Source organism: Desulfonema magnum (genome assembly GCF_017377395.1).
GTDB classification, from domain to species: Bacteria; Desulfobacterota; Desulfobacteria; order Desulfobacterales; family 4be13; genus Desulfonema_C; species Desulfonema_C magnum.
Map to the genome: position 1 here is coordinate 1,389,629 of NZ_CP061800.1, position 16,573 is coordinate 1,406,201.

Consider the following 16,573-nt stretch of genomic DNA (forward strand, 5'->3'; position numbering starts at 1 on the left):
GTCCAGTTTTAGAACACCACCAATTTTTTTTAAAACCTCAGGTTCATAAGCTTTACGGAGGAGATTATGACAGAAAGCACACAACACAAACTGGATCGTGTCCGTCCTCCCAGGGTGCAGATCACCTATGATGTGGAGATCGGAGATGCCATTGTCATGAAAGAACTTCCCTTTGTCGGCGGCATCATGGCTGATTTGTCAGGGAAACCAGAAACAGATGTACCCAGACGTGACCAGGAAGGAAAACTGGTATTTGATAAGGACGGAAACGCGGAACAAGACAAGGGAAAGCCTCTGCCCAAGCTGAAAGACAGAAAATTTGTACAAATTGACCGGGACAATTTCAATGAGGTTTTGAAAGGGATCAATCCCCGGGTTGATCTGAGAGTCGCCAATAAGCTGAAAAATGACGACAGCGCGCTCAAGGTTCAGTTGCAGTTCAAAAATATGGAGGATTTTAACCCGGTAAACGTCCTGAAACAGGTTGAGCCCCTCAGAAAGCTTTATGAGGCAAGGCAGCGTCTGTCAGACCTTCTCACCAAGCTGGATGGGAACGAGGATTTGGAAAAACTTCTTCAGGAGGTGGTGGATAAGACTGAGGATTTGGAAAAATTAAAGAATCTTGCAACGGTTGAGGAGGATAAAGAAAATGGCTGATGAAGAAAGAGAACAAGAAGAAACTCCCGAAAACGTCGCAGAGGAACAGGAAACCGCTGAAAGTCCGGCGGAAGAACAGGAAGTAAGCCTGCTTGATAAAATTATCAAGCAGGGCAAATTAGCCCGTGATGAGTCTCAGACACCTTACGCTCGTGATCTTATCGGTGAATTTGTTACGCAGATTCTTGAAAAAGAGATGACTCCCAAGGAAGACACCGTGGCCATGATCAACCAGCGCATTGCCCAGATTGACCAGCTTCTGACCGATCAGCTGAATGAAATCCTGCATGATGAAGAATTTCAGACGCTCGAGGCTTCATGGAGAGGGCTGAATTACCTGGTAATGAACACAGAGACCAGCACCAAACTCAAGCTGCGCCTTTTGAATGTCACGAAAAAAGAGTTGTTGGTTGATCTGGAAAAGGCGGTTGAGTTTGATCAGAGTCAGTTGTTCAAAAAGCTTTATGAGGAGGAGTACGGAACATTCGGAGGGGATCCTTACACGCTCCTGCTCGGGGATTTTGAATTCGGACGCCATCCCCAGGACATGGCGCTGCTCGAAAAAATATCCAATGTTTCGGCCGCAGCCCATGCGCCTTTTATTGCCGCGGCCAGTCCCAAGCTCTTTGATATGGATGGTTTTACAGAGCTGGGCACGCCCAGGGACCTGTCTAAAATATTCGAGAGTCTGGAACTGATCAAATGGAGGTCTTTCAGGGACAGCGAAGATTCCCGTTATGTCACCCTGACATTGCCCCATATTCTGATGCGTCTGCCATATGGTGCGGAAACAATTCCTGTGGAAGGACTTAATTTTGAGGAGGATGTTGACGGCAGGGATCATAAGAAATATCTCTGGGGAAACTCAGCATATGCCCTGGGACAGAGAATTACCGAAGCATTTGCAAAATATAAATGGTGTGCTGCCATACGGGGTGTGGAAGGCGGCGGACTGGTACAAGGACTGCCCACGCACACCTTTTCCACAGACGAGGGCGATATTGCCCTGAAATGTCCCACGGAGATCGCTGTCACGGATCGGCGGGAAAAAGAGCTGAATGATCTGGGATTTATCACGCTGGTTCATTGCAAAGGCACGGATTATGCAGCGTTTTTCGGCGGACAGACCACCCAGAAGCCCAAAGTTTATGATACGCCTGAAGCCAATGCCAATGCCAGAATTTCAGCAATCCTTCCCTACATTCTTGCCTCCTCACGGTTTGCGCATTATCTCAAGGTGATTATGCGGGACAAGGTCGGGGCTTTTATGACTGCGGAGAATGTTGAAACCTATCTGAACCGGTGGATTATGAATTATGTTCTGGCAAAGGATGACGCGGGACAGGAACTTAAAGCAAAATATCCGTTGCGGGAAGCCCGGGTGGATGTGACTGAGATTCCCGGAAAACCCGGGTGCTACAACGCTGTTGTTTATCTGAGACCTCATTTTCAGTTGGAAGAGCTGACAGCATCCATTCGCCTGGTGGCTGAGTTGCCGCCGCCGGCTCGCTAAGACAAGGAAATAAAAGGTTTTGTTTCTGATCATTAAAAGGAGGTGAGGTCTGACATATTATTAACGCGTTAAAATCTGACAGACATAGAAGTTTTAAGAAAAGAATTATCCGGAGTGCCAAACTTACAGTTTGGCAGATCCCGCCGCTTTTCGGCTGTCGGAAATATTGCCAAACTGTAAGTTTGGCACTCCGGAGTGAGAAATCTTTTCTTAAAAGTTATATTAGTAAAAAACTTTGACAAGGGAAAGGAAAAGAAAAATGGCCAGTAACATGCTATTAAAATTGGACACAATAGATGGTGAGAGTACCGACGCGGTTCACGCGGGTGAAGGATGGATTGAAATCCTTTCGTGGTCTCATGGTTTCACTCAGCCGACGACCCCTGTAAGGGCGTCTTCCGGTTCCACCACGGAAATGTGCAACCATTCGGATGTCAGCGTGACCAAGTATCTGGATAAGGCCACGGATCAGATTCTGAACAAGGTCTGGTCCGGCAAGCAGCTTGCAGAGGCGCATATCGAGTGCTATCGGTCAGACGGAAATAACAACCCGGTCAAGTATCTCCAGATTGATATGGAAAAGGTTATTATTTCCAATTATAACATATCAGGGGGCGGGGGTGATGTTCCCATGGAAAATCTTTCCCTGTCATACGGAAAAGTGACATACAATTATATCCAGTATGATAACGAGGGAAATCCCCAGGGCGTGCAGCCCGTTTCCCATGATCTGACGACCAATGAAGTTGGTTGATGAATTTGCCTCGGAGCCTCCTCTGAACGATTTGCAGGCACGGGCAGGGGAGGCTTTCCGACAATAAATTTATACTTATCCGAAGGCGCAAAGGAAGTGGCTTTATCCGGAGTGCGAAAATTTTATTTTCGCAGTTGCAAACATAAAATTTTCGCACTCCGGATTGTGGAAAGGCGAAGTTTTATGCAGTTGCAAAAATAAAATTTTTGCACTCCGGATTGTGGAAAGGTGAAGTTCTATGACTGGCCCGAAAACCGCATTTAAAAGCAGAGCATCCCTCATTGACCGGCTGGTGGATGAGCATCCTGAATCAGAGCGGGAAGCCATTCCTTTGCGAACCCTGAACAAAAACCAGTTAAAGGCTTCGATACGCCGGGATTTGGAGTGGCTGCTCAATACACGCACGCCCATTCCGGGCAGTCTGTTTGACAGAAAGGCCCTGACAGTGACAGATTACGGCGTACCGGATTTCAGTTCATATACCACAACAAGTGCTGTTGATCAGCAGCGTCTGGCAAAAAGGCTTACACGAGCCATATCAGCCTTTGAACCGAGGCTTCAGAATGTAAGGGTCGGGGTGGAGCCGGTCATCGTAAATGAAAAAACCCTCCAGATCGTTATTGAGGTCGTTGTTAAGGCTGTTGTTGTTGTGGACACAATGAGAGAATCTGTTTCCTTTTCAACGATTCTCCAGAAAAACTCCGAGGCAAGAAGGGTTTATGAACAAAAATAAAAGGAATTGTGCAGGAGGTGCGGACTGAACCATGAACGGAAACAACAAAAGCCATATGCTTGAGTATTATCAGCAAGAACTGACCTACCTGCGTAAAATGGGGGCGGAATTCGCGGAACAGTATCCCAAGGTGGCAGGCAGATTGGAAATGGGGACTGACCGAAGCCCTGACCCGCACATTGAACGGCTTATTGAATCCTTTGCCTTTTTAACTGCCAGGATACAATACAATCTTGAAAGCGAATTTCCCCGGCTCTCCACCGCGCTCCTCGGTGTACTCTATCCTCAGTTCCTGAATCCTGTCCCTTGCATGACAGTTGCCCGGTTTGAGGTGGATCCGGGCCAGTTAAAACTCACCTCAAGATATTCCGTGGAGAAACACACACCGTTGTTCACCCAAACCGAACAGGGGCATATTTGCCGTTTCAGGACATGCTATCCGATTGACCTCTGGCCTGTGGAGGTCACGGAGGCTGAGTTTGAAGCTCCGGATAAATATGAGTTTATGCCCTCCAATGTGTTCACCGTGCTGCGGCTGAGAATTAAAAGCCAGACAGGTTCTTTTGATGATCTGGCAATTCCGCATCTTCGTTTTTATCTCAATGGCGAGCGAATGCTGGTAAATGACCTGTATGAGCTGCTTTTCGGCAATGTCATTGACGTTGCGGTCCTAGCCCCGGAGGAAGATACAAGCCCCCCTGTCTTTCTGACGAAGAATGCCATTCTGCCCGTGGGATTCAGGCCGGAGGAGGACGTGCTTCCTTATCCTCCAAATGCCCACGCTGGATACCGTCTGCTTCATGAATATTTCACTTTTCCGGAAAAATACCTCTTTTTTGATCTTGATTTTCAGAAAGGACAACGCGGGGAGAACAATACTTCTTATCTCCCGTCCGCGGGCGATTATTTCGACATTCTGATTATGACAGATCAGCCCAGGGCCAGGCGTCTGACCATTGACAAAAACACCTTCTGTCTGGGCTGTACTCCGATTATCAATCTCTTTCATAAGACAACAGACCCCATCCGGCTGGATCAGCAGCGAGTGGAATATCCGCTTGTTCCTGACAAACGACGGGAAAAGACCACTGAGATTCATTCTGTGCTTTCTGTTTCCGAGACCACTGATTCCAGAGATAAATCCGGTGCGATAGAGCCGTTTTTTTCCTTTAATCACCAGATGGAGAAAAAAGAGAATAAGGCATTCTGGTTCGCCAGACGCGAACCTGAGATCAGGAAAGACATATTCGGAACCCGGATGGTTATCTCCTTTGTTGACTTGGATTTCAATCCCGGACTTCCGCCGGCCTCCACAGTTTACGCGCATACGCTTTGTACAAATCGGAATCTCGCGGAAGACCTTCCCACAGGCGCGCTGCTTCAGATTGAAAGGTCTGTCCCTGTTTCACGTATTTTTACTCTTGACAAACCCACACGGCAAATTGATCCGCCTCTGGAGGGCGCGACCCTGTGGCGGCTGATTTCGCATCTTTCACTGAACTATCTGTCTCTGAGCGACTCGGACGAGAGTTTGGAATCACTGAAAGAAATCATTCGGCTTTATGATCTTTCAGAGCGCATGGACGCATGTAAACAGGGTGCGGGCATAAGGGAAATGTCGTGTAAGAAAATCGTAAGGCGTTTTGGGCCGGATGCGTGGAGAGGCTTCTGCCGAGGTACGGAGATCACCATGATATTCAATGAAGGGGAATACGAGGGAGGGAGCAGCGCGTTTCTTTTCGGTGCTGTGCTGAACAGCTTTTTCCCGCTTTATGCGTCTGTGAATTCTTTTACCCAACTGATCATAAAAAGTCAAAAACATAAAGGAATTTGGAAAAGATGGGAACCCATGGTTGGGGAACAGATGTTTCTTTAGAAGAACTGCTCTTTGACAAAGGATATCGTTTTGATTTTTATCAGGCAGCGAGGCTGCTGGAGGCGATGTATTCTGAGGTATCTCCGGGATATCCGAAAAAACCTTTGGGAGAGGGGGCAGAACCTGGAAAAGAGTCTGTCCGATTTAAATCAAAGGTGGGGTTTGACTTCCCGGCCAGTGAGATTGATGAAATTATCCGTGCAAATGGAAAACCCGCACAGATGACCGTGAATTTTATGGGGCTTGCAGGGGGGCTGGGACCCTTGCCTGCTCCTTATACAGAACTGATTCTTGAGCGGGCATGGCGCAAAGATACCGCGTTAAGAGATTTTCTCGATATTTTCAACCACAGGCTGATTTCTCTGATGTACCGGGTGCGGAAGATTTACCGCATTGGTTTTGATTTCAAGGCACCGGAACAAAGCCATTTTTCCCGGTATTTTTTCTCTCTCATGGGGATGGGGATGAAGAGCCTCAGAGGAAGAATGGGGCTGCCGGATCGTGCGCTGCTGTTTTATACGGAACTCCTGAACCAGCAGCCCCGTTCCATGACCGGGCTTGAATCTGTTCTCTCGGATTATTTTAAGGTGATGGTGAGAGGGAATCAGTTATGCGGCAGGTGGATTCATATCGAAGAAGATGAGATTACCCGGCTCGGAGCTTCCGGGCAAAACCGGACGCTGGGACAGGATGCGGTGCTGGGTTCCCGCGTATGGGATCAGCAGGGAAAATTTGAACTGATGATCGGGCCGCTCACATATGAGCAGTTTCTTGATTTTTTGCCGACGGGCTCCGCTTATGTTCCGCTTTGCGAATTTACCCGGTTTTATATTGGAACAGACGAACTTGATTATGATTTTCTCCTGATTTTAAAAAAGGACGAGAAAGTTGAGGCTGGGCTGGGAAAAGCAGACGGGCCACGACTGAGTTGGACTTCATGGCTGAAGCGTGGCGGTTCTGATACGGAATATGAGCGGGTAAGGCTTTCTCCTCAGCTTGAGGATGAGAGCGAGAGAATATGATCAGGTGAAGCTTTTCTCACAAAAAAACATGTTTCTATGGGAAAAGCAGAGGGCGTGACGAGGTATATAGATATATGAGGTAAGACGGGGACTTGTAATATGAGAGTACCTGAACGGGCGGCTCACAATCGGGGAGTGCGGGGAAATATTGAAAACAGGCCGCTGAGGTTTTCTTGAACCGCTGTGGGACAGAGGAATTCCTGACGATGCCCTTAATGACGACGAACTGGAGCAGCAGGTATCCCTGCTGTGAGAACTGGCTGATATCTGATGAACTTCGTTTTTGAGAATATAATCTGACTGAATAAAATGCTTAAAAATTGAAAATGGTTCAAGAACATGTCACTGAAATTCGAATGGAATCCGAACAAAGCCAAAAAGAATATTCTTTCAGTTCGCCAAGTTCTTTGATTCCGAAGGAATTTTGTCTCTGAAGCCGGATTGAAAAAAGCTCTCACTTTTCAGCATAATCCCGAATTATTCTGATAATATGTTATTTTTTATAAATTTAATTAAGAAAAACAAAAACCATGATTTGGAAAAAAAGGAACACAGATTTTGAAACTGGCAGATATTGCTGACAGCATCCGTATTGATCCCCGTAAACTAACACATTATGTGCTTGATCCCGATTCTCCGCATGGAAGACATAAAGCTGTTCTTTTTGAGAAGCTGCTCGGGTTTACAAAAGAAAACTACAGGGATCTGATTCGTCAGCTTGAAGGCGGAGCCATGAAGGCCGAGATTACTTTCCATAGCGAGGACAGATTCGGAAAACGTTATACAGCAGATATTCCCGTCAAAGGAACAGAAGGCCGGCATGCCGTCATAAGAACAGGATGGATCACAGTTCCCGAAAGCAGGGAAGCTCATCTCGTAACACTTTATGTAAGGAAAAAAATATGATACCGGATATAGGAGACATAATCGAACTTGTCACGGACATCCCGGAAAAAAATCTGCGTGCCGGGGTGCGGGGTGCGGTTGTTCATTGTCACGGCAATGATGTTTATGAAATCGAATTCACCGACGAGAACGGAGAGACCCTTGATTTCTCAGCCTTGCATGCAAAACATTTTATCGTTGTATGGCGGGCTGAGACCCGGCAATGGATTCCGATTGCGGAGCAGACTTCGGCGCTGGTTGCGGGTCTGCCTGATGACGCTGCAAAAGAAGTATTGGATTTCGCCCGCTTTTTATTCATGCGGAATTACCAGTCTGCCGGTTATAAGGTACTCAGAAAAAACTCATTATCCCAACATAAGCATCATACACAAATTGTCTGAAGTTCATACATCAAAAACTGGAATAATGAGTTTAATCCGAGTACCTAAAAACATATCTGCATTCTGACGTGAGAAAAAAAGAGCAGCATAATTCGTCAATGCTGTCTTTAGAATAAAATTAAAAATTGAAACAAGATGAATAGAACAAGAAAAAATCTGCTCCTTTAACTTATTGGTGGAAAATGAAGATTTGTTTTCAGAGATTAAAGAAGCGGAGATCAGCGAGTTTTTATCAACGATTTTAAAACAAAATGTTCTCCTGGCCCTGGCAATCGGTAAGGAAAAAGCCTGTTCCGAACTCATCATCATTAATCTCTTACTGGAGATAAAAAACCAGTTTAACGTCAGCTTTTTTTCCGGCATAGATTTTACGGTGGATAAAGAAAAAGGATTAAACGGATTTTGTGACTTTAAGTACCCGGCCATAAATTTTCAGGTATCAGTGGATTTCGGGTCGGAACTGAAAAAAAGTCCCTTTTTTTCAGTTCCGCCCGGAAGGACATGTGGTGCATGTCGTGCTGCTTATGGCAGGAAATCCCGGAAAACTTTTGGCCAGCTACTTATCATAAGCAAGTCACCAGAACAATTGTTTTTAGATATCCCTGTGCTGGCAGTGGTTGAAGCAAAAAATGAAAAAATTGTCAGCGGACTGGGACAGTGTGTTGCGGAAATGATCGCCGCAAAAATTTATAACGAGCGGGAAGGCAATGCGCTTCCATGTATATATGGCGCAGTTACAACCGGACATGCCTGGAAATTTTTAAAACTGGAGGAAGATACAGCTTACATAGATATTTAAGATTATTATATAAAAAATCCAAAGAAGATTATTGGAATATTCGGGCATATGATCAGATCATCAGCATAAGAGAATTTGTCAGTTAAGATAGGAGAAAGAAACTGAAACATGATAAAAACCGTATTTCCGAAACATGGGCGGATTTCATGTAACAAATGTTTCCCGAATGGCGAACAGCAGATAAAAATCGGGAATTGGCGAATGCGAAATAATCCCGGAGCATGGGGAAGTTCCGAGCCTGAAATCATCGTGTTGGGCTTCTCAAAAGGAGCCACTCAGGCAAATATTTATGAAAATGGTAAGTTTGAAGATGTTCCTTTTGGCGGAAAACGGTCAAGGGAGAATTTGACAAACATACTCAGATGTGTCGGCATACTGAAAGAATCGGAAAATGTTGATGACAAAATCGGAGATTCTGAAAGAACTTTCGCTTTTGGTTCGCTGATAAGATGCAGTCTTGCAAGATATGATAAAAAGAAATCAGCTTATGCGACATCAGGAACCCTGATCAACAAATCATTCTCGGAAATACCGGAACTCATAAAAATCTGTGCAAATACTTTTCTTGCGGATATCTCCTCGTCGGTCAGGCTTGTCCTAATGCTCGGAACAGCAGACCCGTATATTAAACATTGTAAAAATACTGTGAAGTCGCTGTATCCGGATGAGTTTGAAGAATTTAACATAGTGGCATACGGAACCGGACATATCCTGTGGGTTCATCTTACGCATCCTTCTCCTGTAAATGGGACTGTCAAATCCTGGCTGAACAGCGAAGGCAAATCAGGGATAAAAATGAATGAGGCAAAGAATATCATCAGATTCAGAGGGTTGGCAAAAGGGAAATACCCTGGAACAGAACAGGCAAAAAAATTACGGAATCCGAAATTAAACACAACTTTCTGAAAGTTAAAAGAAATGACCGCAAAAGATATTTTTCATGATGTTGTCAGAAACGCACTTGAAAAAGAAGAATGGATAATCACCGATGACCCGCTTTTTATCCGTAGCCTCGGAATAGAATTTTATATTGATTTGGCCGCTGAGAAAATAATCGGAGCAGAAAAAGAGGGACAGAAAATAGCGGTGGAGATTAAAAGTTTTATCGCCGCATCCGCTATCTCAGAATTTCACAGGGCGCTCGGACAGTATATGAATTACCGCCTTGCTTTGCAAAATCAGGAGCCAGATCGTGTTTTATATCTTGCCGTTCCGAAAGATACATACGAAACATTTTTTAAAATACAGTTTGTTCAGTCCGCTGTCAGAGAATATCGGATGGAAATTGCAGTCTATGATCCGGAAAAGGAGGAGATTGTGAAATGGGAGATATAGAAAAATATCGCAGAAATATTCAGGAAATAATCAGACGCTACGCAGCGGAAAGGCCGCTTCCGAAAAATGTTGAAGGGCAGATGATTTTTGATATGGAAAGAGATCATTATCAGCTCGTCAATGTGGGCTGGAACAATGATTCATGGATATACGGATGCATTTTGCACATAGACCTTAAAAACGGAAAAGTCTGGATACAGCATAACGGAACAGAAGTCGAGATAGCAGATGAGCTTGTAAAGTCAGGAATACCGGAAAAGGATATTGTTATTGGTTTTCATTCACCTTATAAACGTAAATTTACAAGATTCGCAGTAGGTTAGGGACGGTGGGTATATTCCGGGAAGCATCTGATCAGTTCAAGGCATGTCATTGAGGCTATAAGGAAAAAATGGAAAAAAATATTTTAACTCATAAGCTTAAAACCAGGAATCTTCAGCACTCGGACTACAATGAGATCAGAAGCATAATGGAGGTGTCTTATGCAGGAATGGGCGGCGCATGGACCAAAGGAGAATTTTCAACGCTGTTATCGCTTTTTCCTGAAGGACAGATTTGTATCGAAGACAGGGGAAACGTTGTCGCTGTAGCGCTGACGCTCATCATTGATTATTCCAGCCTGGAACGTGATCATTCTTATGAGGATATTGTATCGGATGGCAGATTCGAAAGTCACGATAATGAAGGTGATTATCTGTATGGCATAGATATGTTCATCCGCAAGGATTATCAGGGCATGCGGCTGGGAAGACGCCTTTATGATGCAAGAAAAGAATTATGCGAAAAACTGAATCTGAAGGGAATTCTTGTGGGCGGACGCATACCCGGATATTCCAAATATCACAAGGAGATGAGTCCTGGTGAATATATTCAGAAAGTAAAAAACCGGGAGATTGTGGATAAGGTATTAACATTTCAACTGGCGAATGACTTTCATCCCAAGCGTGCAATCAGAAACTACATTCCGGAAGACAAGGCATCCAAAAGCCATGCGGTTTTCCTGGTGTGGGATAATATTTTCTATCAGACAAGAAAAAAACATGTCTGGGGGAGAAAATCAAATGTCCGCATCGGTATTGCACAATGGCAGATGCGGCAGTTTCAATCCCTGGAAGAACTTCTCCAGCAAGTGGAGTTCTTTGTGGATACTGTATCCGGATATCACGCTGATCTGATATTGTTTCCGGAACTTTTTAACGCGCCTCTTTTGTCCCGGTATAATCAGGAAGACCCGCCCCAGGCCATGCGGCATCTGGCGGAATATACTGAGCGGCTGAGAAATGAAATGCTGCAAATGGCTGTGAATTGCAATATCAATATTGTTGCCGGAAGCCTGCCTAAGAGCATAAACAACAAGCTCTATAATGTGTCGTTTTTGTGTCGGCGTGATGGCACATGGGATGCTCAGTACAAACTGCATATTACGCCGGATGAGAAAGAATACTGGGGACTCAGAGGAGGACAGGAGTTAAAAATATTTGATACGGATATCGGAAAAATCGGCATACTGATTTGCTATGATGTCGAATTTCCAGAGTTGTCCCGGATGCTGGCGGACAAGGGAATGAAAATTTTACTGGTTCCGTTCTGGACAGATACCCAGAACGGTTATCTCCGAATTCGAAGATGTGCCCAGGCGCGTGCGATTGAAAACGAGTGTTATGTTGCCATATCCGGAAGTGTCGGCAACTTGCCAAAGGTGAAAAATATGGATATCCAGTATTCCCAGTCTGCCATCTTTACCCCGTCGGATTTTGCTTTTCCCCATGATGCTGTTGCTGCTGAGACGACGCCGAATACAGAAATGACACTTATAGCGGACATTGATTTGGATTTATTAAAGGAACTCCGAAAACACGGCAGCGTTCGAAATCTCGACAGTCGGCGGAAAGATCTTTATAAAATTGAGTGGATTTATTCTGGCTTGCCATTGACAGACAAGTGATCAACTGGAAATAATCAGTAAGTTGAAAAAGTTCGGAGTTCCGCGTTCAGACTGTCCGTTTTTCGGGATAACTGACTGATTTAATAGGAACAGCCTGAAGACGGAACTCCGAGCTTTTCCCAGCCTGCCAACAGTTACATTTCACAAGAGAGATAACAGAGGAGGTTCTCTCATGATAAACAAAAAAAAATTTTATTTCAGGATAGTTGTACCTGCCTTCCCGAATTTCAATATCTACACCTCCCTGGCAACTCGCACAACTTCTGTGGGGCCAATTTATGTGGCAACAAACGCAAACAAGTTGGACAAATGGGAGGTTGAAGTCATTGATGAGAATAATTGCCACGGCAGGTTTTGGCCCAGAGATGAACATAATTTGCTGGATCATGATCAGCTTCAAAAAGAAAGACCGGCCGACGTGGTCGGTTTTTACGCGTCAATTTCATCAACTGTCCCAAGAATTTATGAACTTGCAAAATTTTATAAAACCTCCGGTGTAAAAACCGTGGCCGGCGGAAAGCATGTTGAGGCATTAATTGAAGAGGCATTGGATCATGATATTGATGTGGTGGTGTTGCGAGAAGGTGAAATAACGATTAAGGAATTGCTCTCAGCATGGGAAAAGAACCAGGATTTGTCCGAGATTCGGGGCATTGCATTCTTAAAAGACGGGAGCATGTATAAAACAGAGAAAAGACCGCTGATTCATGATTTTGACATGCTGCCTTTGCCTGATTTTAATCTGATGCGATATGCAAAAATAAAAATGTATCCGATTACTCGGACAAGAGGCTGTAATTTCAACTGTGAATTCTGCACTGTCAAAGATAAAGCCAGATCCGCTTCGCCGGAGAATATGATGAAACAAATTCGGTATCTTGTTGAAACTCGCGGTGCTCGTAAATTTTTTGAGGCAAGCGACCATTTTGCGTCAAATCGGGAAGAAGCCATTGAATTTTGTAAATTACTGACAGAATATCAGAGAAAATACAACATAAAACTTAAAATAACGGTTCAGGTAAGAATCACCGATGCCAGATATCCGGCCTTATTGGAAGCGATGAGACAGGCAAATATCAATAATGTCTGTATCGGATATGAATCTCCCATTGACGAAGAATTAATTGCCATGAGAAAAGGATATTTGTCAAAAGATCTGGTAAATTGGACAAACACATTTCATAAATACGGCTTTTTTATTCATGGCATGTTCATTTTTGGCTATCCCAGAAAACCTGACGCTTCACACAAGGTTATCCCGCTAACTGAAAAAGCAAAATATTTCAGAGAGTTTATCAAAAAATCGAAAATTGATACGCTTCAGGTGCTACTGACAATCCCCCTGCCCGGCACGGAATTAAGAAAACGATTGCTACAGGAAAATCGAATATTTACGACTGAACAATTAGGTTGGGAATATTATGACGGACAATACCCGCTTTTTATGCCCGACGATGGCGCTGAACCGGAAGAAATGCAGCAAATTGTCGGAGATCTGATGTACAGATTTTATCATTTCAGCAATTTTTGGAAAATCGTGAAAAACATACTGATTAATTTTCCGATGATTGTGTTTACGTCCGCGTTTACAATCATTGTCGGCAGAGTCAGATATATCATATCGGCTTTTAATATATGGCACAGAAAATACTTCAGAAATTATGCATTAAGATTTGGTGGCTATTTCATCGTAAAAAACTGGTTTAAAAACTTCAGAAAAGACCCATTTTTAAAAAAGCTTAATATCGCAAAAGCGGAATTGAAGGAGAGTAAACATGAGCCTTGACCTGCAAACACTCATTGCAAAACTGAATGTGACCTGTCGGAAAGGACTTGAGAAGGCAGCTCAGTTGTGTGTCTCCTATACCAATTATAATGTGGAGATCGAGCATCTGCTGATGACACTGCTGGATATCCCCGATGCGGACATACAAAGAGTGTTGCGTTATTATGAGGTCAGTTCTGAGGATGTCAATAAGGAACTGACCCTCTCAATTGAGAAATTCAGACGAGGCAATAGCCGCACGCCCGCGCTTTCTCAGCACATTCTCCGAATCCTTGAACAAGCCTGGATGATAGCTTCACTCCGTTTTGACTCCGATACGGTAAGAACCGGAGCCATTCTTCTTGCCCTTCTGGAAGATGACGCACTTCGGGCAATGCTGTTCGAGACCTCCCCCTCGCTCAAGCGGATTCCGAAAGATGCCATCAAAAATGATATCCGTGAAATCATCCGCTTTTCAGGTGAGGAAACTCGAAACTCGAAACTCGAAACTGGAAACTCGAAATTCGAATCACCACTCGCCACTGACCACTCGCCACTGACCACTGACCACTCACCACTCGCCACTCGCCCCTCACCACTCACCAAAACCCCCAACTTGAATCAGTACACCATTGACCTCACAGGACGAGTCAGAAGCGGTCTGGTGGACCCCATTCAGGGCCGTGACATGGAGATTCGCCAGATTATTGATATTCTGACCCGGAGACGGCAGAATAATCCCATTCTCACCGGCGAGGCAGGTGTGGGAAAAACAGCCATTGTCGAGGGGTTTGCAACCCGCATCGTCAAAGGAGATGTGCCGCCGCCCCTCAGAAATGTTTCTGTGCGTATTCTTGATCTGGGGCTTCTCCAGGCAGGGGCAGGGATAAAAGGAGAATTTGAAAAACGCCTGAAATCCGTTATTGAGGAGGTGAAAACTTCTCCCCGCCCCATCATTCTCTTTATTGACGAGGCGCATACCATGATCGGCGCGGGCGGTCCCGCAGGCATGGGAGACGCTGCCAATTTGCTCAAACCGGCATTGGCTCGGGGAGAACTCCGCACCATTGCAGCGACAACCTGGGGTGAATATAAGAAATATTTTGAAAAAGATCCGGCGCTGACGCGGCGATTTCAGGTGGTCAAGGTGGATGAGCCGACTGAGGAGGAGGCTGTTGAGATGCTCCGAGGACTGGTGTTTAATCTTGAAGCCCATCATAGCGTCATTATTCTGGATGAGGCGGTGCAGGATGCGGTTCGGCTATCCAAACGCTATATTTCAGGAAGACATTTGCCGGACAAGGCCATCAGTGTTCTGGATACCGCTTGTGCGCGTGTTGCCATCGTTCAGAACAGCACGCCGCCTCAGATTGAATATATATATTATCGAAAAAAACAGGCAGAATTGGAGCTTGTCATTCTGAAGCGGGAGCAGGCTTCAGGCCGGAATCATGCTGCACGGACAGAGGAATTGTCAGGTGAATTGGAAGCATTAAAAAAGAGAGGTGAGGAACTCGAAGCACGTTGGAAAGATGAACTCAGACTGGTGGAACGGTTGATTGAAATTCAGAAAAATTTAGAAAAGACCTCCGAGTTGAAACAGACCTCCGAGGTTTCTAAAACCTCGGAGGTCTCAGTCTCGGAAACCTCGGAGGTCTCAGTCTCGGAAATCTCGGAGATATCACTTGAACAACTAAGCGAGGAACGCATCAAACTGAGACAAGAACTGGAAATGTTGCAACAGGCTGATCCCATGATTCACATTTGTGTGGATTCCGGGATCATTGCCACTGTCATCTCCAACTGGACAGGCATTCCCGTGGGCAAGATGCTGACAAACGAGATAGAGGGGATTCTTCATCTCAAGGAAAACATGGAGGAGCGGATTATCGGACAGTCCCAGGCATTGGACACCATCTGCCGGCGGATTCGCACATTCCGGGCAAACCTGGATGATCCGGGCAAACCCGCGGGCGTGTTTCTCCTGATCGGTTCAAGCGGCATTGGAAAGACAGAAACCGCCCTGACCCTTGCGGATCTGCTTTACGGCGGAGAGGAGAATATGGTGACGCTGAATATGTCCGAATACCAGGAGCCTTATACCGTATCCGGGCTGAAAGGCTCTCCCCCGGGTTATGTGGGCTACGGACAGGGCGGCGTGCTGACCGAGGCAGTCCGGCGCAAACCCTACAGCGCAGTCCTTTTGGATGAGGTGGAAAAGGCGCACCCGGATGTCATGGAGTTATTTTATCAGGTCTTTGACAAGGGGACACTGGAGGATTCCGAAGGATTATCCGTGGACTTCAAAAACACGATTATTCTGCTCACCTCCAATATCGGCACGGACACGATTTTGGAGGCATGTCATGATTTCAACAATATGCCAGACGCGGAAACACTGGTGAAACTGGTATGGCCCGACCTTTTGCAGCGATTCAAACCTGCTTTCCTGGGGCGGCTGGTGGTTGTGCCGTATTATCCGCTGACAGATGAAGTCATTCGCAAAATCGTGAGGCTGAAGTTAGACAGAATCCGCCAAAGATTTCTTGAGAATCACCGGACAGAATTTACTTACAGTGAGGAACTTGTCGCGGCCATCGGCGCACGGTGCATGGAGGTGGACACTGGCGCACGCAACGTGGATCATCTCCTGACACACACCATGCTGCCTGAACTTTCAGGAGAACTCCTCCGGCGCATGGCAGTGGGAGAAATCTGTATCGGCATTCACGTTGATCTTGATGAATCCGGAGGGTTTGCATATCATTTTGATCCGATAGCAGACGAACCTTGAAATTTGAAAATCAGGGTGAAGAAGGATCTGTAAATTGAAAAAAGTGATATCTGTAAACAATGTATTTGAACCTGTGAGAACCATAGCCGTTCCG

The 16,573-nt window shown here is 45.4% G+C and carries 15 protein-coding genes; all 15 read left to right on the forward strand.

Annotated features, from left to right (window positions below; all coding sequences use genetic code 11):
* The first annotated feature begins 66 nt into the window (after positions 1-66).
* Positions 67-657: a type VI secretion system contractile sheath small subunit gene (tssB, locus tag dnm_RS05530; protein ID WP_207681699.1), complete on the forward strand. Its 591-nt coding sequence runs from the start codon at positions 67-69 to the stop codon at positions 655-657.
* Positions 650-2,170 carry a type VI secretion system contractile sheath large subunit gene (tssC, locus tag dnm_RS05535; RefSeq protein ID WP_207681700.1) on the forward strand — a complete coding sequence of 507 codons (1,521 nt, stop codon included), beginning with the start codon at positions 650-652 and terminating at the stop codon, positions 2,168-2,170. Before tssB ends, tssC begins: the two co-directional genes overlap by 8 nt.
* 259 nt (positions 2,171-2,429) lie before the next feature.
* Complete coding sequence (locus dnm_RS05540) at positions 2,430-2,924, forward strand: Hcp family type VI secretion system effector (protein ID WP_207681701.1); 495 nt, start codon at positions 2,430-2,432, stop codon at positions 2,922-2,924.
* 238 nt (positions 2,925-3,162) lie between these two features.
* The gene (tssE, locus tag dnm_RS05545; protein ID WP_207681702.1) at positions 3,163-3,657 is read left to right on the forward strand and encodes a type VI secretion system baseplate subunit TssE; all 495 of its coding nucleotides are present in this window, start codon (positions 3,163-3,165) and stop codon (positions 3,655-3,657) included.
* Positions 3,658-3,688: 31 nt separating this feature from the next.
* The gene (gene tssF / locus dnm_RS05550) at positions 3,689-5,533 is read left to right on the forward strand and encodes a type VI secretion system baseplate subunit TssF (RefSeq protein ID WP_207681703.1); all 1,845 of its coding nucleotides are present in this window, start codon (positions 3,689-3,691) and stop codon (positions 5,531-5,533) included.
* Positions 5,497-6,555 (forward strand): type VI secretion system baseplate subunit TssG, encoded by a 1,059-nt coding sequence (gene tssG / locus dnm_RS05555; RefSeq protein WP_207681704.1) that lies wholly within the window; start codon positions 5,497-5,499, stop codon positions 6,553-6,555. The genes tssF and tssG overlap by 37 nt, the downstream gene beginning before the upstream one ends.
* 558 nt (positions 6,556-7,113) lie before the next feature.
* Complete coding sequence (locus dnm_RS05560) at positions 7,114-7,461, forward strand: DUF6883 domain-containing protein (RefSeq protein ID WP_207681705.1); 348 nt, start codon at positions 7,114-7,116, stop codon at positions 7,459-7,461.
* Positions 7,458-7,841 carry a DUF4926 domain-containing protein gene (locus tag dnm_RS05565; RefSeq protein ID WP_207681706.1) on the forward strand — a complete coding sequence of 128 codons (384 nt, stop codon included), beginning with the start codon at positions 7,458-7,460 and terminating at the stop codon, positions 7,839-7,841. The genes dnm_RS05560 and dnm_RS05565 overlap by 4 nt, the downstream gene beginning before the upstream one ends.
* Before the next feature lie 190 nt (positions 7,842-8,031).
* Entirely contained in the window at positions 8,032-8,640 is a 609-nt protein-coding gene (locus dnm_RS05570) for a hypothetical protein (protein WP_207681707.1), read from the forward strand.
* Positions 8,641-8,748: 108 nt separating this feature from the next.
* On the forward strand, positions 8,749-9,546 hold the full coding sequence (locus dnm_RS05575; RefSeq protein ID WP_207681708.1) for a hypothetical protein: 798 nt from the start codon (positions 8,749-8,751) through the stop codon (positions 9,544-9,546).
* 12 nt (positions 9,547-9,558) lie between these two features.
* Positions 9,559-9,975: a XisH family protein gene (locus dnm_RS05580; protein WP_207681709.1), complete on the forward strand. Its 417-nt coding sequence runs from the start codon at positions 9,559-9,561 to the stop codon at positions 9,973-9,975.
* Entirely contained in the window at positions 9,963-10,298 is a 336-nt protein-coding gene (locus dnm_RS05585; RefSeq protein WP_207681710.1) for a XisI protein, read from the forward strand. Before dnm_RS05580 ends, dnm_RS05585 begins: the two co-directional genes overlap by 13 nt.
* Positions 10,299-10,366: 68 nt before the next feature.
* Positions 10,367-11,920 carry a carbon-nitrogen hydrolase family protein gene (locus dnm_RS05590; protein WP_207681711.1) on the forward strand — a complete coding sequence of 518 codons (1,554 nt, stop codon included), beginning with the start codon at positions 10,367-10,369 and terminating at the stop codon, positions 11,918-11,920.
* Between the two features lie 172 nt (positions 11,921-12,092).
* On the forward strand, positions 12,093-13,706 hold the full coding sequence (locus dnm_RS05595; RefSeq protein ID WP_207681712.1) for a B12-binding domain-containing radical SAM protein: 1,614 nt from the start codon (positions 12,093-12,095) through the stop codon (positions 13,704-13,706).
* Positions 13,696-16,479, forward strand: coding sequence for a type VI secretion system ATPase TssH (gene tssH / locus dnm_RS05600; protein ID WP_207681713.1), 2,784 nt, complete (start codon positions 13,696-13,698; stop codon positions 16,477-16,479). Before dnm_RS05595 ends, tssH begins: the two co-directional genes overlap by 11 nt.
* The last annotated feature ends 94 nt before the right edge of the window (positions 16,480-16,573 follow it).

Bases quoted from the DNA above. Each gene is read 5' to 3' on its own strand.
- tssB (WP_207681699.1), top strand. From the start codon at position 67: ATGACAGAAAGCACACAACACAAACTGGATCGTGTCCGTCCTCCCAGG.
- tssC (WP_207681700.1), top strand. From the start codon at position 650: ATGGCTGATGAAGAAAGAGAACAAGAAGAAACTCCCGAAAACGTCGCA.
- dnm_RS05540 (WP_207681701.1), top strand. From the start codon at position 2,430: ATGGCCAGTAACATGCTATTAAAATTGGACACAATAGATGGTGAGAGT.
- tssE (WP_207681702.1), top strand. From the start codon at position 3,163: ATGACTGGCCCGAAAACCGCATTTAAAAGCAGAGCATCCCTCATTGAC.
- tssF (WP_207681703.1), top strand. From the start codon at position 3,689: ATGAACGGAAACAACAAAAGCCATATGCTTGAGTATTATCAGCAAGAA.
- tssG (WP_207681704.1), top strand. From the start codon at position 5,497: ATGGGAACCCATGGTTGGGGAACAGATGTTTCTTTAGAAGAACTGCTC.
- dnm_RS05565 (WP_207681706.1), top strand. From the start codon at position 7,458: ATGATACCGGATATAGGAGACATAATCGAACTTGTCACGGACATCCCG.
- dnm_RS05575 (WP_207681708.1), top strand. From the start codon at position 8,749: ATGATAAAAACCGTATTTCCGAAACATGGGCGGATTTCATGTAACAAA.
- dnm_RS05580 (WP_207681709.1), top strand. From the start codon at position 9,559: ATGACCGCAAAAGATATTTTTCATGATGTTGTCAGAAACGCACTTGAA.
- dnm_RS05585 (WP_207681710.1), top strand. From the start codon at position 9,963: ATGGGAGATATAGAAAAATATCGCAGAAATATTCAGGAAATAATCAGA.
- dnm_RS05590 (WP_207681711.1), top strand. From the start codon at position 10,367: ATGGAAAAAAATATTTTAACTCATAAGCTTAAAACCAGGAATCTTCAG.
- dnm_RS05595 (WP_207681712.1), top strand. From the start codon at position 12,093: ATGATAAACAAAAAAAAATTTTATTTCAGGATAGTTGTACCTGCCTTC.
- tssH (WP_207681713.1), top strand. From the start codon at position 13,696: ATGAGCCTTGACCTGCAAACACTCATTGCAAAACTGAATGTGACCTGT.